15 protein-coding genes are annotated in these 15,485 nt (G+C 70.0%); 12 read left to right on the top strand and 3 right to left on the bottom strand.

The annotated features are described in order from the left end of the window. Position 1: 1 nt before the first annotated feature. From EDF46_RS07995 to EDF46_RS07980, 4 genes are all read left to right on the top strand, one after another. Complete coding sequence (locus EDF46_RS07995; protein ID WP_199738232.1) at positions 2-268, top strand: hypothetical protein; 267 nt, start codon at positions 2-4, stop codon at positions 266-268. A 2-nt stretch (positions 269-270) separates the two neighbouring features. Continuing rightward, positions 271-738: a phage holin family protein gene (locus EDF46_RS07990; RefSeq protein WP_233579934.1), complete on the top strand. Its 468-nt coding sequence runs from the start codon at positions 271-273 to the stop codon at positions 736-738. Further along, a complete protein-coding gene (locus tag EDF46_RS07985; RefSeq protein WP_123505730.1) occupies positions 735-983 on the top strand; it encodes a DUF3618 domain-containing protein in 249 nt (82 codons plus the stop codon). The genes EDF46_RS07990 and EDF46_RS07985 overlap by 4 nt, the downstream gene beginning before the upstream one ends. A 112-nt stretch (positions 984-1,095) precedes the next feature. Beyond that, positions 1,096-2,238, top strand: coding sequence for a YihY/virulence factor BrkB family protein (locus EDF46_RS07980; RefSeq protein WP_199738231.1), 1,143 nt, complete (start codon positions 1,096-1,098; stop codon positions 2,236-2,238). A 158-nt stretch (positions 2,239-2,396) separates the two neighbouring features. On the opposite strand, the gene EDF46_RS07975 is transcribed toward EDF46_RS07980, so the two are convergent. Continuing rightward, positions 2,397-3,194 (bottom strand): isocitrate lyase/phosphoenolpyruvate mutase family protein, encoded by a 798-nt coding sequence (locus tag EDF46_RS07975; protein ID WP_123505729.1) that lies wholly within the window; start codon positions 3,192-3,194, stop codon positions 2,397-2,399. 174 nt (positions 3,195-3,368) lie between these two features. Between EDF46_RS07975 and EDF46_RS07970 the strand changes: the two genes are divergently transcribed. Continuing rightward, positions 3,369-4,463: a LacI family DNA-binding transcriptional regulator gene (locus EDF46_RS07970; protein WP_123505728.1), complete on the top strand. Its 1,095-nt coding sequence runs from the start codon at positions 3,369-3,371 to the stop codon at positions 4,461-4,463. Between the two features lie 33 nt (positions 4,464-4,496). Here the strand turns inward: EDF46_RS07970 and EDF46_RS07965 are convergent, their stop codons facing one another. Beyond that, on the bottom strand, positions 4,497-5,786 hold the full coding sequence (locus EDF46_RS07965) for a GNAT family N-acetyltransferase (RefSeq protein ID WP_123505727.1): 1,290 nt from the start codon (positions 5,784-5,786) through the stop codon (positions 4,497-4,499). Positions 5,787-5,874: 88 nt separating this feature from the next. Between EDF46_RS07965 and EDF46_RS07960 the strand changes: the two genes are divergently transcribed. The 7 genes from EDF46_RS07960 (at position 5,875) to EDF46_RS07930 (ending at position 14,076) form a co-directional block, all read left to right on the top strand. After that, positions 5,875-6,435, top strand: coding sequence for a TetR/AcrR family transcriptional regulator (locus EDF46_RS07960; RefSeq protein WP_123505726.1), 561 nt, complete (start codon positions 5,875-5,877; stop codon positions 6,433-6,435). Between the two features lie 155 nt (positions 6,436-6,590). Then, positions 6,591-8,258: an ABC transporter substrate-binding protein gene (locus EDF46_RS07955; RefSeq protein WP_123505725.1), complete on the top strand. Its 1,668-nt coding sequence runs from the start codon at positions 6,591-6,593 to the stop codon at positions 8,256-8,258. Next, entirely contained in the window at positions 8,255-9,235 is a 981-nt protein-coding gene (locus tag EDF46_RS07950; protein ID WP_123505724.1) for an ABC transporter permease, read from the top strand. Before EDF46_RS07955 ends, EDF46_RS07950 begins: the two co-directional genes overlap by 4 nt. A 10-nt stretch (positions 9,236-9,245) precedes the next feature. Beyond that, a complete protein-coding gene (locus tag EDF46_RS07945; protein ID WP_123505723.1) occupies positions 9,246-10,184 on the top strand; it encodes an ABC transporter permease in 939 nt (312 codons plus the stop codon). Continuing rightward, positions 10,181-11,890 (top strand): ABC transporter ATP-binding protein, encoded by a 1,710-nt coding sequence (locus tag EDF46_RS07940; protein ID WP_123505722.1) that lies wholly within the window; start codon positions 10,181-10,183, stop codon positions 11,888-11,890. The genes EDF46_RS07945 and EDF46_RS07940 overlap by 4 nt, the downstream gene beginning before the upstream one ends. A 29-nt stretch (positions 11,891-11,919) precedes the next feature. Beyond that, positions 11,920-13,101 (top strand): glycoside hydrolase family 1 protein, encoded by a 1,182-nt coding sequence (locus EDF46_RS07935; RefSeq protein WP_123505721.1) that lies wholly within the window; start codon positions 11,920-11,922, stop codon positions 13,099-13,101. A 120-nt stretch (positions 13,102-13,221) separates the two neighbouring features. Continuing rightward, complete coding sequence (locus EDF46_RS07930) at positions 13,222-14,076, top strand: thioredoxin domain-containing protein (protein WP_158614189.1); 855 nt, start codon at positions 13,222-13,224, stop codon at positions 14,074-14,076. Positions 14,077-14,082: 6 nt separating this feature from the next. Here EDF46_RS07930 and EDF46_RS07925 read toward each other — a convergent pair whose 3' ends face one another. Next, the gene (locus EDF46_RS07925) at positions 14,083-15,465 is read right to left on the bottom strand and encodes an MFS transporter (RefSeq protein WP_123505719.1); all 1,383 of its coding nucleotides are present in this window, start codon (positions 15,463-15,465) and stop codon (positions 14,083-14,085) included. Positions 15,466-15,485: the final 20 nt, after the last annotated feature.

The following is a 15,485-nucleotide window of genomic DNA, read 5'->3' as shown; positions in this document are numbered from 1 at the left end:
CATGAGAGGCAAGATCCTGTTCGTCGCCGGACTCGCAACCGGATACGTCGTGGGTGCCCGCGCGGGTCGCCAGTCGTACGAGAAGATCAAGCGCCGTGCCGACCAGGTCTGGCACGACCCGTCGGTCCAGCGTGGCGTCACCAAGGCCGAGGACTTCGTTGCCGAGAAGGCGCCGATCGTCGGCAAGAAGGTGCAGGAGGCTGCGTCCGACGCCGCCCACGCCGCTACGGAGAAGGTCAAGTCGGCCACCTCGAAAGACACTCCCTGACCGTGGGTCTCTTCGACGTCTTCGACACGAAGCCGGAAGCGGGCGAGCGCAAGTCGCTCGGCAGCATGCTGGCTTCGCTCCCCGATCTCATCTCGCGGCTGATCCGGGGTGAGATCGCACTCGCGCGCGCTGAGCTGATCGCCAAGCTCAAGGTCGCGGGCCGCGGGATCGGCCTGCTGGTCGGCGCCGCCGTGTTCGGCTTCATCCTGCTCGAGGTGCTGATCGCCGCGGCGATCCTGGGCACCGCGACGGTGTTCCCGGCCTGGCTCGCGGCGCTTCTCGTAGCGGCGGCTCTGCTCGTCATCACGGCCGCGCTGGCCTTCGTCGGCTACCGCTCGCTCAAACGGGGCGTTCCGCCGGTGCCGACCGAGACGATCAAGAACGTCCGGAGCGACGTGCACGCCCTCAAGGGCGACGCCGCGAAGGAGTCGGCCGCGAAGTCATCGGCAGCGGAAGGCGACGCGAGATGAGCGAGCGCGACGACCCGAAGAAGCCCGCTGACGGGCTCGCCGACGACGTCGCGAAGATCTGTGACGAGTTCGCGGCCACGCTCGACGCGATCGAAGACCGCCTGAACCCGAAGACCCAGCTGCGCCGAGCCCGGTCGCGCGTGAGCAACGACCCCAAGGTCCTTGCCGCCGCGGCCGTCGGCGCTGCCGGGCTGGCGGCGGCAGTCACCGGCGTCGCACGCCTCGTGTCGCGCGCTCGCCGCTGATCCCTCCCCGGCGCGGACCCCTCCCGGGTGTCCAGCCACGCGAGACCCGCCCACACGAGACCCGCCCACACGAGACCCGCCCAAGCGAGACGTTGAACCCCCGGAGGACCCCGTGGCCCGAACTGCTGCTGCACCTGCCCGCGAGACCGGCGACGATGTCCGTGACGAGGGCCCCGATTCGCCGCTCGACCTGACGAAGCGCACCTGGATTTACACGCTCAAGAAGACCCTGCGCGAGTTCTCGAGCGACAGCTGCACGGATCTCGCTGCGTCGCTCACCTACTTCGCTGTTCAGGCTCTCTTCCCGGCGCTCCTGGCGATCGTGTCGATCCTCGGCCTGTTCGGCCAGGCGGACCAGACGACCAAGCAGGTCCTCGCCCTGCTCGGCCAGCTCGGCGCCTCCGACCAGATCATCCAGACGATCAGCGGCCCGGTCGAGGCGCTCTCGAAGTCACCCGCCGCCGGCATCACCTTCGTCGTCGGCGTGGTGGGCGCCATCTGGTCGGCCTCCGGCTACGTCGGAGCCTTCGGCCGCGCCATGAACCGGATCTACGACCGCCAGGAGGGGCGCCCGATCTGGAAGCTCCGCCCGACCAACCTCCTCGTCACGATCATCGCCGTCGTGCTGATCGTGATGGCCGGGTTGATCCTCGTGCTGAGCGGTGACATCGCCCGCACGATCGGCGACTTCGTCGGGCTCGGCGACGCCGCAGTGACCGTCTGGCTCATCGTCAAGTGGCCCGTGCTCGCCATCATCATCGTCGTCGTGGTCGCGGTGCTGTACTACTTCTCGCCGAACGTGAAGCAGCCGAAGTTCCGCTGGATGAGCATGGGCGCGCTGCTCGCGATCGGCATCTGGCTGATCGCTTCGATCGGCTTCGCGTTCTACGTCGCGAACTTCTCGAACTACAACAAGACCTACGGCGCTCTCGGCGGCGTCATCGTCTTCCTGCTCTGGCTGTGGATCACGAACAACGCCCTGCTCTTCGGCGCCGAGTTCGACGCCGAGGCCGAGCGCGGCCGCGAGCTCCAGGCGGGCATCAAAGCCGAGGAGGACATCCAGCTGCCCCTCCGCGACGACCGCCAGATCGAGAAGAAGGCGCTCAAGCACGAGAAGGACGTCCAAGAGGCGATCGAGGTCCGCGAGGCGGCAGAGCAGCAGCAGGAACTCGAGACGGCCGAGAAGGAGCGCGAGCGCGCCGGCTCCGAGTCCACGCCCAAGAACCCCGTCGACAACCCCGCCGACTTCGTCTGAGTCGTCGCACGCCCGCCAGCCGACGTCTGGCTAGACGTGGTGGGCGCCGTCAGCCGTATGACGCTCGTGCTGAGCGCCCCGGTCGGGTCGGCCCGGACGCCAGACCGGCCGAAGTGCGGGGTCCGTGCGGACCGTGCGCTGCTTCCGTGACGGGAGGGTCAGAACGAGAATCCGAGCTCGGCGGGATACTCGCCGCGTGCCGTGAGAGTGGCCGCCGCGTCGCGGAGGTGCGAGAGCGTGAGGCCCATGGCGCGCGGCCCGAAGCTCACGCGTGATACCCCGAGCTCGGCGAGCTTCGCGAGCGGCACGCTGTCGGCACCCGAGATGACGCTGACCTTGCCGTGGATCTGCGAGAGCGCGTCGGCCACCATCTGCTCGGTCGTGAGGCCGAGCACGAACGCGACGTCGGCGCCGGCGTCGAGGTAGGCGTTGGCGCGGGTGACCGCGTCGTCCCAGAGCGACGGGTCGCCGGCGAGAGCGTCGACGCGAGCGTTGATGACGATGGGCACACCCGCGCGGTCGCCGGCGGCGCGGGCCGCGGCGATCTTCGAGACCTGGGTGTCGATGTCGTACAGCTCGGCCTTGTCGCGACCGACGCTGTCCTCGATGTTGAGGCCGGCCGCGCCCGCTTCGATGAGCCGCCAGACGTTGTCGCGCGTTCCTGGGGCATCCGTGGCGTAGGCCTTCTCGAAGTCGACCGAGACGGGCAGCTCGACCGAGCGGACGATCAGCTGGGCCGCGGCCAGGGCCTCGTCGACGTCGAGGCCTTCGCCGTCTTCGACGCCATGCGCCTCGCTGATCGAGTGGCTCGCCGTCGCCAGCGCCTTCACCCCCGGAGCGGACGCGACGACGCGCGCCGTGATGCTGTCCCAGACGTTGGTGACGATCAGGGGATCGCCGGGAACGTGCAGAGAACGGAGCGTTTCGGCCTTCTCGGCCGTGGACTGGATCGACATGGGTCAAGCAAACCAGTCGGGGCCGATCGCCGCCAGCGTTCTCCACAGCCCCGTGCCGGTTTTGCACAGCGCCCCCGGCCCCGCGCGGGCCGCGCGGAAGGCGACGCCTAGACTTGCCGACACCGCCAGCCGAGACCGGCCGAGCGGAGCGGCCCACGGAGAACGGGAGGCGAGTTGGCCAAGGCACCCACCGTGTACGACGTGGCCGACCATGCCGGCGTCTCGATCGCGACGGTCTCGCGCGTCCTCCGTCGGCCCGACGAGGTGCGGCCCGAGACTCGCGCCCGCGTGCTCGAGTCCGTACGAGACCTCGGCTACGTCCCGAGCGGCTCGGCCCGCGGTCTCGCCGGGCGCCGCACCGGAGTGCTCGGGCTGTTCCTGCCCGGCTACGACGGTATCGACGTCTCCGTGGCCGACACCGTCGACGGGCCGTCCGGCGTGCCGCTCATCGACGATCGCGAGCCGATGGCCGCCCCGCCGTCGACGAGCCTCTACTTCGACGAGGTGCTCCGCGGCGCCGAGGTCGAGGCCTGGCGCCACGGATTCGCCCTCATGGTGGCTGCGGGCCGCGGTCAGAGCCGCGACGTGATGGTCAACGACATCGCGGGTCGGGTCGACGGCCTGGCGGTCCTCTCGCAGACGGTGCCCTCGGACCTCGTCGCGCACGTGTCGCGACGGATCCCCGTCGTCGTCGTCGCCGACACGAACCCGGGCGACGACCTCGATCACGTCGGGGTCGACAACGCCGGCGGCATGCGCGCTCTGGCGCACCACCTCGTCGACGGCCACGGCGTCACATCGGTCGTCTACGTCGCGGGGCCCAGCGACTCGCCCGACGAGGCCGGCCGCCGCGAGGGCCTCGACCAGGGGCTGGCCGACGGTGCGTTCGACCCGGCCGGGCTGCGGGTCGTCCCAGGAACCTTCGGGCGCGAGCGCGGCCGCGCCGTCGCCGAGCAGCTCCTCGCCGAGAGCGCCCTCCCGAGCGCGATCGTGTGCGCCAACGACCAGTCGGCTCTCGGTGTGCTCGACGTGCTCGCGGCGCGCGGGGTCGATGTGCCCGGGCGCGTGCTCGTCACCGGATTCGACGGCATCGACGCCGGTCGGTTCTCGACGCCGCGCCTCACGACCGTCCGGCAGCCGATGGCGGAGCTCGGCCGCGTCGCCGTCCGCGCGATCGTCGACCGTCTCGCCGACAGCACGCTTCCGGCGCGTCGACTGACGCTGCCGGTGCAGATCCTGCTCCGCGAGAGCTGCCCGCCGGCGCCCTAGGGTCGAATCCCGGTCGCCGCGACCAGCCGTCCGCTAGAAGTCCGTGACCCCGTACACCGGCCGGTCGGCGGCGAACATCTGCGTCGCCAGACGGATCGCGCCTCGGGTGTGCTCGACCACGAGACCGGCCTCGCCGAGCACCGACACCGGAACGCCGCCGAGGTAGAGCGTGGCGAGGGTCGCGGCGTCGAGCTCGAGCGACGCGGGCGCGGAGTCGGCGATGCGCGTCGCGTGTCCGACGCCGTCGACGACCTCGAGGCGGAAGGTGCCCTCGGCGTGCCCGAGCTTGTCGTGCACGCGCAGGGTGATCTCGCCGTCGCGGGCGTAGGGCCGGGCTGAGAGGGCCTTCTGCACGTCGAGCACGCGGAGCCAGACGTGGTCGCTCTCGCGCTCGGTCTGAAGCGAGCGGCTCGCGGTGAGGGCGTGCAGCAGCGGTGTCTCGACGGGGGCCTTCGACCAGCGGATCCGCTGCACGAGATCGACCGAGCCGAGGAAGTCCCACAGCCCGAGGAAGGCGTCCGCCGTCGCACTCACGAGATCCGCGATCTCGAGCACCGACGCTCCCGCCTCCTCCCGCATCGAGTAGAGCACGTACCCGTCGGCCTCGCCGGAGTCGGGCACGTGGATGGCGGCGCGCAGCTCGTCATCGGGCTTGGCGGTGCCGTAGGTGAGGCCGTTGTAGAGGTTCGAGTACTGGCCCTGCCGGTCGACCGAGCCGGGCGTGGTCTCGTGGAAGCGGGCGAAGACGCGCGGTGCGATGGCGGCGAGCGAGGTGGGGCTGGCCATCTCGACGCGGCCGGTGGGCTGTGCGAGCAGGGTGACGGGAACGTCGCGCTCGAGCACGACGGTGCGCTTGCGGGTCGCCGGGCCGTAGCCGAAGCGGCGGTAGATGGTCGACTCGCTGGCCGTCAGCGCGGCCAGGGCGTGCCCCGACGCGGCGGCTGCGGCGAGGCGCTCGGTCATCAGGGTACGGAGCATGCCTCGGCGACGGTGGGTCGGGCGCACGGTGACGTCTGACACCAGGTACGCATCGACGAGGCGGCCGCCGCCGACATTGATCGTCTTGGTGTAGCCGGTGAAGGTGCCGACCGGCCAGGTCTCGTCGAGGCCGCCGGCGACCGGGCGCCTCGGGTACACGCCCGTGAAGACGCGGCCGTCGTCGACCGAGCCGATGGCCGACTCGCGCACGGCATCGGCGTCGGCCTTCTCGTGGAACCCGATGCGGGTCGCTCCGAGCCAGGCGGCCGTCGCCTCGTCGGGCTTGCCGTCGACGAGGGCGGGCGAGAACGTGCGGACGACGTAGTCGTCATCGAAGGAGGCCATGCCTCCAGAGTAGGGGAGCGTCGCTGACCGGTCCCGGCGGGCCCCAGCCGGTCGCCGCGCAGTCAAACGGATCGTCTATCCTCTTTTCATGCCCCGTCCGACGCGCGCCGACGCGCACCGCAACCGCGTGCGGCTGCTCGCCGCGGCCCGCACCCGGCACCGGGCCGAGGGCCGCGTGCCCGGCCTCAACGAGCTCGCGCGCGACGTCGGCATGGGCGTCGGAACGGTGTACCGGCACTTCCCGACCCAGCGGGCGCTGGAGGAGGGGCTGGCGGTGGAGCCTTTGCTGCGCCTGGTGGCCGTCGTGCGCGACGCCGCGGCGGTGGGCGACCCCGGCGAGGCGTTCGAGCGCGCCGTCCGCGGGTCCGTCGCTCTCCAGGTGCGCGAGGTCGGGCTCGGCGAGGTGGTGACGGCTCAGGATGCCGTCGACCCGGACGTGGCCGCGGCGAAGGCGGAGCTGCGGAGCCTCGGCCGCGCGCTGCTGGAGGCTGCGCAGAAGGCGGAGGCGGTCCGACCCGACGTCGAGCCGGCCGACGTCGAGCGGCTCGCCCGAGGGGTCGAGGTCGCCGTGCGCCTCGCGCCCGAGCGGGGCCGTGCGGCGGTGCTCGCCGCGTACCTGGAGGTCCTCCTGGCGGGGCTCAGGGCGTAGAGCGCGAGAGGACCCCGAGTTCCTGCGCTGTGATCGAGGCTTGTCTCCGAGCTATGTATGCGCTTACACTGACCATGGTCACGCCGCATCGACGCGGCACGCGCCCGGGCGGAAGCCTGCGGGGCGGATCGACAGCACAGAAAGACGTGGCAACGATGCACACGACACCTCGCACGAGAACTCGCAGAGCGGCTGCGGCCCTGGGCTCCCTGCTCGCGGCCGCGCTCGTCCTCACGGGCTGTAGCATCGACATCAAGAGCGCGCCTGATCCGTCCCTCGGCGCCGACACGATGCTGATCGCGGCCGACAACGGCAGCCCCTCGCTGCAGCGGGTCTTCAATCCGTACCTGCCGAACACGCGCGTAGCGAGCTGGTACATGTTCGAGCCGCTGGTGATCCTCAACGACCTCAACGGCGACGAGGAGCCGTGGCTCGCGTCGAAGACCGAGATCCCGGACCCGCAGACGGTCGTCTTCACGATCCGCCAGGGCGTCAAGTGGTCTGACGGAAAGGCGTTCGGCCCCGACGACGTGAAGTTCACGTTCGACATGCTGAAGAAGTTCCCGAGCCTCGACCTCAAGGGCGCGTGGCAGTACATGAAGAGCGTCGAGGTGAAGGGCGACACCGTCGTCGTGCACCTGAAGGGCGACGACGTGCCCGCAGCCCAGATCATCGAGCAGACGCAGATCGTGCCCGAGCACATCTGGTCGAAGGTGAAAGACCCCTCGACCTTCACGAACCCCGACCCGGTCGGCACCGGCCCGTACAACCTCGGCAACTTCACGCCGCAGGAGTACGCGATGGACAAGAACCCGCTCTACTGGCAGGCCGACAAGGTGAAGGTGCAGCACCTCGTGCTCCCCGCGTCGAACACGCAGCTCGACGTCGTCACCAAGGGCTACGACTGGGCGTTCTCGTTCATCAGCGACGTCAAGGGCACCTGGAACGCGGCGAACCCGTCGAACACGTACTGGTTCCCGCCGGGAGGCACGATCAGCCTGTTCCCGAACCTCACCGAGGCGCCGTTCAACGACCTCGACTTCCGCAAGGGGCTCAGCTACGCGCTCGACCGCAAGGCCGTCGGCGACGCCGCAGCCGAGGGCTACATGCAGCAGGCCGGCCAGACCGGCATGCTGCTGCCCAACCAGGAAGACCTGCTCGACCCGGCCATCCCCGACAAGGGCCTCATCGCGCAGAGCGACTCGCAGGCGAAGTCGTCCTTCGCCAAGGCGGGCTACACGATGAAAGACGGCAAGCTCGTCGACACGACGGGCAAGGCGCTGACCATCACCATCACGACGGCCAACGGCTACTCCGACTGGCTGCGCGCAGTCCAGGCCATCACCAAGCAGTGGGCCGCCGTCGGCATCACCGTCAAGGTCGCCCAGCCGCAGCCCGCGGCCTACCAGCTCGCTCTCCGCAACGGCGACTTCCAGCTCGCGATGGGCTCTGTCGGCGGTACCGGGTCGGTGTACCAGGACTTCGCCAACAACCTCTCGAGCGAGTTCTACACGCCCATCGGCAATCAGGCGGCGAACAACTTCGGCCGCTACAGGAGCGCCGAGGTCGACGCCATCCTGAACGAGTTCACGACGACGACCGACGAGCAGGAGCAGAAGCAGCTCGGCTACCGGCTGCAGCAGATCTACTACGACGAGCTGCCCTCGATCGGCCTCTACTACGGCGGCTCATGGGGCCTCTTCTCGACGCAGAAGTTCACCGGGTGGCCGAGTGCCGACGATCCGTACACGAGCCCGAAGACCTACGTCTCGACAGCCCTGCTGATCCTGACTCACCTGAAGAAATCGGAGGCCGCGAAGTGACATACGCACTCCGCAAGGTCGGCCTGCTGATCCTGACCCTCTGGGCCGCCATCACGCTGAACTTCTTCCTGCCGCGGCTCATGCCCGGCTCGCCCACCGACGCCGCGATCGCGAAGCTCTCGCAGAACGGCCCGGTCACCGCCGCCACGCGCAAGGCCATCGAGATCCAGCTCGGCGTGCCCGACGGCAACCTGCTGTCGCAGTACGGCCAGTACCTCAAGCAGGTCCTGACGCTGGACTTCGGCGTGAGCTACACGTTCTACCCGCAGCCCGTCGCCGACCTCGTCGGCCAGGCGCTGCCGTACACCCTGATTCTGGTCGGGTTCGTCACGATCGTGGCATTCGTGCTCGGCACCCTGCTCGGCGTGCTTGCGGCGTGGAAGCGCGGCACCTGGCTCGACGCGCTGCCGACCCTCGGCGGATCGTTCGCGAGCGCCTTCCCGTACTTCTGGACGGCGCTCCTCCTGCTGTTCTTCCTCGGCTACGTGTTCAAGATCTTCCCGACGTCGGGCGCCTACGGCGTCACCAACGTGCCCGGCTTCTCGGGGGCGTTCATCGGGTCGGCCCTGAACCACGCGGTGCTTCCGGCGGTGACGATCCTGATCACCTCGCTCGGCGGCTGGATCCTCGGCATGCGCAACACCATGATCTCGACGCTCGGCGACGACTACGTCACCTTCGCCGAGGCGAACGGTCTCAAGCCGCACACCGTGGCCATCCGGTACGCGGCGCGCAACGCGATCCTCCCGAACCTCACCAGCTTCGGCCTGGCGCTCGGCGGCGTGGTCGGCGGCTCCGTGCTGGTCGAGACGGTGTTCGGCTACCCCGGCATCGGCTACCTGCTGCTCAAGGCCGTCACCAACCAGGACTACCCGCTCATGCAGGCGCTCTTCCTGATGATCACCGTCAGCGTGCTCCTCGCCAACTTCATCGTCGACATCCTGTACGGCGTCCTCGACCCGCGAACGAGAAAGTGAGGGCCGAACGATGACGACGACCCCTATCACCGCAGGAACTCCGGCACCCCCGCCCGACACCTCCGTCGCCGCGGCCGCCTCCCCCCTCCAGGTCCTCGCCCGCGTGGCGGCCACCGTCTGGTCGAACACCAAGGCGCGCATCGGCGTGGTGATCCTCCTCCTCTTCGTGCTGGCGGCGATCTTCGCGCCCCTGCTCGCTCCGTACGATCCCTCGTCGACCGAGTTCGCTCGCAGTCAGGACGCCTCCGCCGGGCACTGGCTGGGCACGACGGCCGCCGGCGAGGACGTCCTGAGCCAGCTCATCCAGGGCGCGCGCATCAGCGTGTTCGTCGGCTTCGTGGCGGGCCTCCTCTCCACGCTGGTCGCCGTGCTGATCGGCCTCAGCTGGGGCTACGTCCGCGGCTGGGTGGGCGACGTGATCAACTTCGTGGTGAACCTCTTCCTCGTCGTGCCGGGCCTGCCGCTGATGATCGTGATCGCGGCGTACCTGCAGAACGGCGGCATCGGGATGATCATCCTGGTGGTCGTGATCACCGGCTGGGCCTGGGGCGCGCGAGTGCTGCGCAGCCAGACGCAGTCGCTCCGCGGGCGCGACTTCGTGACCGCCGCGGTGTTCAGCGGCGAACGGCCGGCTCGGATCGTCTTCCGCGAGATCCTGCCGAACATGACCTCGCTGATCGTGGGCAACTTCTTCGGAGCGGCCACGAGCGCGATCCTCGCCGAGGCGGGCCTGGAGTTCCTCGGGCTCGGCGACCCGTCGACGGTCAGCTGGGGCACCATGCTCTTCTGGGCTCAGAACTCCAACGCGCTGCTCACCGGCCAGTGGGCGCTGCTCTTCGCGCCGGGCCTCTGCATCGCCCTGCTCGCGACGAGCCTCACCCTCATCAACTTCGGCGTCGACGGTCTCAGCAACCCGAGACTCCGCGAACGACGGAAGGTCCGCAAATGAGCTCCGACGACATTCTCCTCACGGTAGAAGACCTCAGCGTCGTCTACGAGCCCGACGGGGCCGACCCGACCTTCGCGGTCGAGAACGTCTCATTCGAGCTCCGTCGCGGCGAGTTCGTCGGGCTCGTCGGCGAGTCCGGATCCGGCAAGTCGACCCTCGGCTTCGCCCTGACCCGCCTCTCCAAGCCGCCGGCCCGCATCAGCCACGGGACGATCCTGTTCGACGGCACCGACATCGCCTCGATCGACGCGGAGCACCTGCGCGAGCAGCGCCAGGGCGGCTTCGCCATGGTGCTGCAGTCGGGCATGAACGCGCTCAACCCGGTGCGCACCATCCGCAACCACTTCTTCGACGTCTTCACGGCGCACGGCCACGTGTCGCGCGAGCGTCGCGAGGAGCGGGCGCGCGAGCTGATCGGCAAGGTCGAGCTGCCGGCCGCGACCCTCGACCGCTTCCCGGGCGAGCTGTCGGGCGGCATGCGCCAGCGCGTCTCGATCGCGCTCGCCCTGTCGCTCGAGCCGCAGCTGATGGTGTTCGACGAGCCGACGACCGCGCTCGACGTGCTCGTGCAGCACGCCGTGATGAACACGATCCGCGACCTGCAGGCCAGCGAGGGCTTCACCGCAGTGCTGATCAGCCACGACCTCGGAATCGTGCTCGAGGCGACGGAACGCGTGCTGGTCATGCATGAGGGCGTCATCGTCGAGGACGGCCCGTCGTCCGAGATCCTGAACGCGCCGACCGCCGACTACACCCGGATGCTGCTGAGCCACTACGCCGACCCGCGCGCCGAGGTCGTCTCGCTGCCCGGCTTCGAGGACCGCGCGATCCGACGCCAGGCCGGGGCCTCCCGGAGCGCCGTGGCCTCGCCCGAGCACGCGCCGACCGTCGTGACCCGCTCGATCAGCACGGCGCAGGAGTCGATCGTCGTCGAGCACGTCTCGAAGACCTACCCGCCGCCCCGACGCGGCGAGCAGCCGGTCCGCGCCGTCCGCGACGTGTCGTTCACGCTCGAGCCCGGGCAGTCCCTCGCTCTCGTCGGTCAGTCCGGCTCGGGCAAGTCGACGATCGCGAAGATGATCACCGGTGTCGAGAAGCCGAGCGAGGGGTCGATCCGCTTCGGCGGCCTCGACGTCGCGAAGCTCCGGCGCGGCCAGCTCCGCGACCTGCACCGCAACGTGCAGATGGTCTTCCAAGACCCGTACGCCGCGCTCAACCCGCTGCACACCGTCGAGTACACGCTGACCCGGCCCGTGGTGAACTTCACCGGGCTGAAGGGCCGCGACGCCCGTCAGCGAGTGCTCGAGCTGCTCGAGACGGTCGGCCTCGCGCCGGTCGAGCAGTTCGCCGCCAAGCTGCCGCACGAGCTGTCCGGCGGGCAGCGCCAGCGCGTCGTCATCGCCCGGGCGCTCGCCTGCGACCCGCAGGTGATCATCGCCGACGAGCCGGTGTCGATGCTCGACGTGTCGCTCCGAGCCGGCGTGCTCGCGCTGCTCGAGGACCTGAGGGAGAAGTGGGGCGTGAGCCTGCTCTACATCACGCACGACCTGCTCTCGGCGCGGCTCATCACCGGCAACATCATGGTGCTGCACGACGGCGCCGTGGTCGAGCGCGGCGAGACGGCCGAGGTGCTGCAGCGGCCGACCGACGACTACACCGTCGCACTGCTCGAAGCCGTGCCGAACCCGCAGCGCACGCGCCGCTGACCTCCGACACTCCACCGAAAGGAGCCACCGTGCTCACCTTCCCCGACGGCTTCCTCTGGGGCGCGGCCACCGCCGCCCACCAGATCGAGGGCAACAACGTGAACAGCAACTGGTGGGTGCACGAGCACACTCCGGGCACGAGCATCGTCGAGCCCTCGGGCGACGCGGCCGACAGCTACCACCGCTTCCGCGACGACATCGAGACGCTGGCCGGGCTCGGCCTCAACAGCTACCGGTTCAGCATCGAGTGGTCTCGCATCGAGCCCGAGCGCGGCTACGTCTCGCGCGCCGAGCTCGACCACTACCGCCGCATGGTCGATGCCTGCCACGAGTTCGGCGTCGAGCCGATCGTCACGCTCATGCACTTCACGGTGCCGCGCTGGTTCGAGCGCGACGGCTTCTGGCGCGCGTCCGACGCCGCCGACCTCTTCGCCCGCTACACCGAGGCGGCCCTCCCGGTCGTCGCAGAGGGCGTCCGCTACGTCTGCACGATCAACGAGCCGAACATCGCCGCCATGCTCGCCGGCGGCGAAGACGCCTCGAACCTCGTGGCCTACGGCCTGCCGAACCCCGATCTCCAGGTCGCCGACGCCCTCCTCGCCTCGCACGACCGGTCGCGCGAGGTGCTCTCGCAGGTCGCGGGGCTCCGAACGGGCTGGACCGTCGCCACCCAGGCGTTCAAGGCCGTCGACGAGCCGGGCGCCGCCGAGAAGCTCCGCGAGTACGGCCACCCGCGCGACGACTGGTACCTCGAGGCCGCGCGCGGCAACGACTTCGTCGGCGTCCAGGCGTACACGCAGACCTTCATCGGGCCGGAGGGCCCGCGCCCTGTCGCCGACGGGCTCGAGACCACCCTCACCGGCTGGGAGTTCTACCCGCCGGCCGCCGCCGAGGGCATCCGAAGTGCGTGGGAGCTCAGCGACCACGTGCCGGTCATGGTCACCGAGAACGGCATCGCGACCGCCGACGACACCCGCCGCATCGCCTACACGCAGGGCGCGCTCGAGCACATCCACGCCGCAATCGACGACGGCGTCGACGTGCTCGGCTACCAGCACTGGAGCGCCCTCGACAACTACGAGTGGGCCTCCGGCTTCCGCCCCACGTTCGGCCTCATCGCGTGGGACAAGCAGACGTTCGAGCGGACCCCCAAGCCGAGTGCGCGCTGGTACGGCTCGGTGGCGAAGGCCAACGGGCTGACGGCGGCCTAGACCGCGGGCGCAGGAACTGCCGGCGCTGCCCACCCCCGTCAGGAAGTTCCTGCGCCCTGGTCTATGGATGTGAAATATCGTATGATTGCCGACGACTTGTCCCGATCGTCAGGAGTCCGCATGCCCGCCCCCGAAACGAAGAACGACCGCCGCCGCGCCGCCCGAGAACGCGCGAGGCAGGCCATGGCGGCCCAGAGGCGCAGCGCCGCCCGCCGCGCTCTCGCCATCCGGTCGGGCATCGTCGCCGGCGTGATCGCCGTGCTGGCCGTCGTCGCTCTGGTGGTCGTCTCTGGCATCACGCCGCCGGGCCCGGGCCCCCGCAACCTCGCCGGCGACGGCGTCCGCATCGGCGAGGGCTTCGTGGCGGAGCGCAGCGTGGCCCTGCAGCCGGGTGCCGAGGCCACCCCGCCCGCGGCTCACGACGCCGACGCCGTCACGATCCGCGTCTACATCGACTACCTCTGCCCCAACTGCGGTGCATTCGAGGCCGAGAACGGCGACTACATCGAGGGCCTGGTGAAGTCGGGCGCCGCGGTGGTCGAGTACCACCCGATCGCGATCCTCGATCGCCTCAGCCAGGGGTCGAAGTACTCGACACGGGCGACGGCCGCCGCCCTGTGCGCAGCCGATCTGGCCCCCGACTCGTTCTTCGCCGTGAACGCGAAGCTGCTCGCCGACCAGCCCGCCGAGAACACCGCCGGCCTGACGAACGAGCAGCTGGTCTCCCAGATCTCCGGCACGCGAGGCCTGAAGAATCCCGCCGCCGTCGCGGAGTGCGTGCGAGACCAGCGGTTCGCCCCCACGGTCGCCGCCGTCACGAAGCGGGTCGCCGACAACGCCACGGCGGGGAGCGACGTCGCCGAGTTCCGCGGTACGCCCACGGTGATCATCGACGGCCGACAGTGGGAGGCCGGGGCTCAGACCTTCAGAGCCGCCGTCGCCTCGGCGACCGCCACCCGCGCGGCCGCCGAGTAGCCCTCGTCAGTCGATCGCCTTCTGCCTCGGGTTGACCCGCACCATCATCGCCAGGCCCACGGCCAGCACGATCGCGATGCCGATGGCGCCGAAGCGGGTGTTGCCCGAGATCGCCACGAACACGGTGAACAGGAGCGGCGCGAGGAAGCTCACGGCGCGGCCGGTCGTCGCGTAGAGGCCGAAGATCTCGCCCTCGCGGCCGGGAGGCGTGACCCGCGCGAGGAAGGAGCGGCTCGACGACTGGGCCGGACCGACGAACAGCGAGAGGAACAGCCCGCACGCCCAGAAGCCCGCCTTGGCGTCGCCGACGAACAGGATCGCGACGGCCGCGATGACGAGACCGGCGAGGCACACCACGATGATGAGCTTCGGCCCGAGACGGTCGTCGTAGCGGCCGGCCAGGAAGGCGCCGGTGCCGGCGACCAGGTTGGCCGCCACGGCGAAGTAGAGCACCTCGCTCTGCGTGAAGCCGAACACCTGCGAGGCGATGATCGCGCCGAACGTGAAGACCGCCGCGATTCCGTCGCGGTAGACGGCAGACGCTCCGAGGAAGAGCAGCACCTGCGGGTTCTTGCGGTACAGCTGGGCGATCGTGCGGCCGATCCGCTTGTACGAGGCGAGGAAGCTCAGTCGCGCCGTCGTCGGCCCGGTCGCGGGGATCTCGGGGACGTTCACGAACAGCGGGATCGCCAGGAGTGCGAACCACAGTGCCGACGCGACGATCGCGAACCGGACGTTGAGCACCCCGCCGGCGATCGAGGAGTCGAGGCCGAGCACGCCGGCGTGTCCGTCGACGCCGAAGCTCTGGATGAAGAGCACGAGCAGGATCACGAGCAGGACGATGCCGCCGAAGTACCCGGCTCCCCAGCCCCAGCTCGAGACTCGGCCGACGTTCTTCGGAGTCGAGACCTGCACGAGCATCGCGTTGTAGTTCACGTTGGCGAACTCCATCACCACGCTGCCCAGGGCCAGGAGCATCGCGCCGACGATCAGGTACGACTGCCCCGGCGCCACGAAGAACATGCCGAGCATCGCCGCGATGACGATGCCGGTGTTGATGCCGAGCCAGAGCTTCCGCTTGCCGGTGCCGTCGGAGCGCTGGCCGAGCAGCGGCGCGAGCAGGGCGATCAGGAGGCCCGCGATCGTGAGGGCGGTCGAGACGACCGAGGCGTTGTGGGCCTTCGCGGCCACGAGGGCGGCGTTGGTCATGTCGTCTCCGGCGGCCGCGACGACGGCGGGCGCGACGAACGAGTTCGACGCCAGGTAGGTCGAGAACACGAAGGTGACGACGATGGTGTTGAAGCCGGCGGAGCCGCAGTCCCAGAGCGCCCACGAGACGATCCGGCGACGGGGGATGGGAGTGGTGTCGGCCAGCGTCGCCTCGGTCATGACTGGACGCTACCGCGAAC

It is taken from the genome of Frondihabitans sp. PhB188 (assembly GCF_003752365.1).
Taxonomy (GTDB): Bacteria; Actinomycetota; Actinomycetes; order Actinomycetales; family Microbacteriaceae; genus Frondihabitans.
Note: the sequence above shows the minus strand (reverse complement) of the source record. Positions and strands in the feature narration are given on the sequence as shown.

Bases quoted from the DNA above. Each gene is read 5' to 3' on its own strand.
- EDF46_RS07945 (WP_123505723.1), top strand. From the start codon at position 9,246: ATGACGACGACCCCTATCACCGCAGGAACTCCGGCACCCCCGCCCGAC.
- EDF46_RS07960 (WP_123505726.1), top strand. From the start codon at position 5,875: ATGCCCCGTCCGACGCGCGCCGACGCGCACCGCAACCGCGTGCGGCTG.
- EDF46_RS07965 (WP_123505727.1), bottom strand. From the start codon at position 5,786: ATGGCCTCCTTCGATGACGACTACGTCGTCCGCACGTTCTCGCCCGCC.
- EDF46_RS07925 (WP_123505719.1), bottom strand. From the start codon at position 15,465: ATGACCGAGGCGACGCTGGCCGACACCACTCCCATCCCCCGTCGCCGG.
- EDF46_RS07930 (WP_158614189.1), top strand. From the start codon at position 13,222: ATGCCCGCCCCCGAAACGAAGAACGACCGCCGCCGCGCCGCCCGAGAA.
- EDF46_RS07975 (WP_123505729.1), bottom strand. From the start codon at position 3,194: ATGTCGATCCAGTCCACGGCCGAGAAGGCCGAAACGCTCCGTTCTCTG.
- EDF46_RS07940 (WP_123505722.1), top strand. From the start codon at position 10,181: ATGAGCTCCGACGACATTCTCCTCACGGTAGAAGACCTCAGCGTCGTC.
- EDF46_RS07955 (WP_123505725.1), top strand. From the start codon at position 6,591: ATGCACACGACACCTCGCACGAGAACTCGCAGAGCGGCTGCGGCCCTG.
- EDF46_RS07985 (WP_123505730.1), top strand. From the start codon at position 735: ATGAGCGAGCGCGACGACCCGAAGAAGCCCGCTGACGGGCTCGCCGAC.
- EDF46_RS07995 (WP_199738232.1), top strand. From the start codon at position 2: ATGAGAGGCAAGATCCTGTTCGTCGCCGGACTCGCAACCGGATACGTC.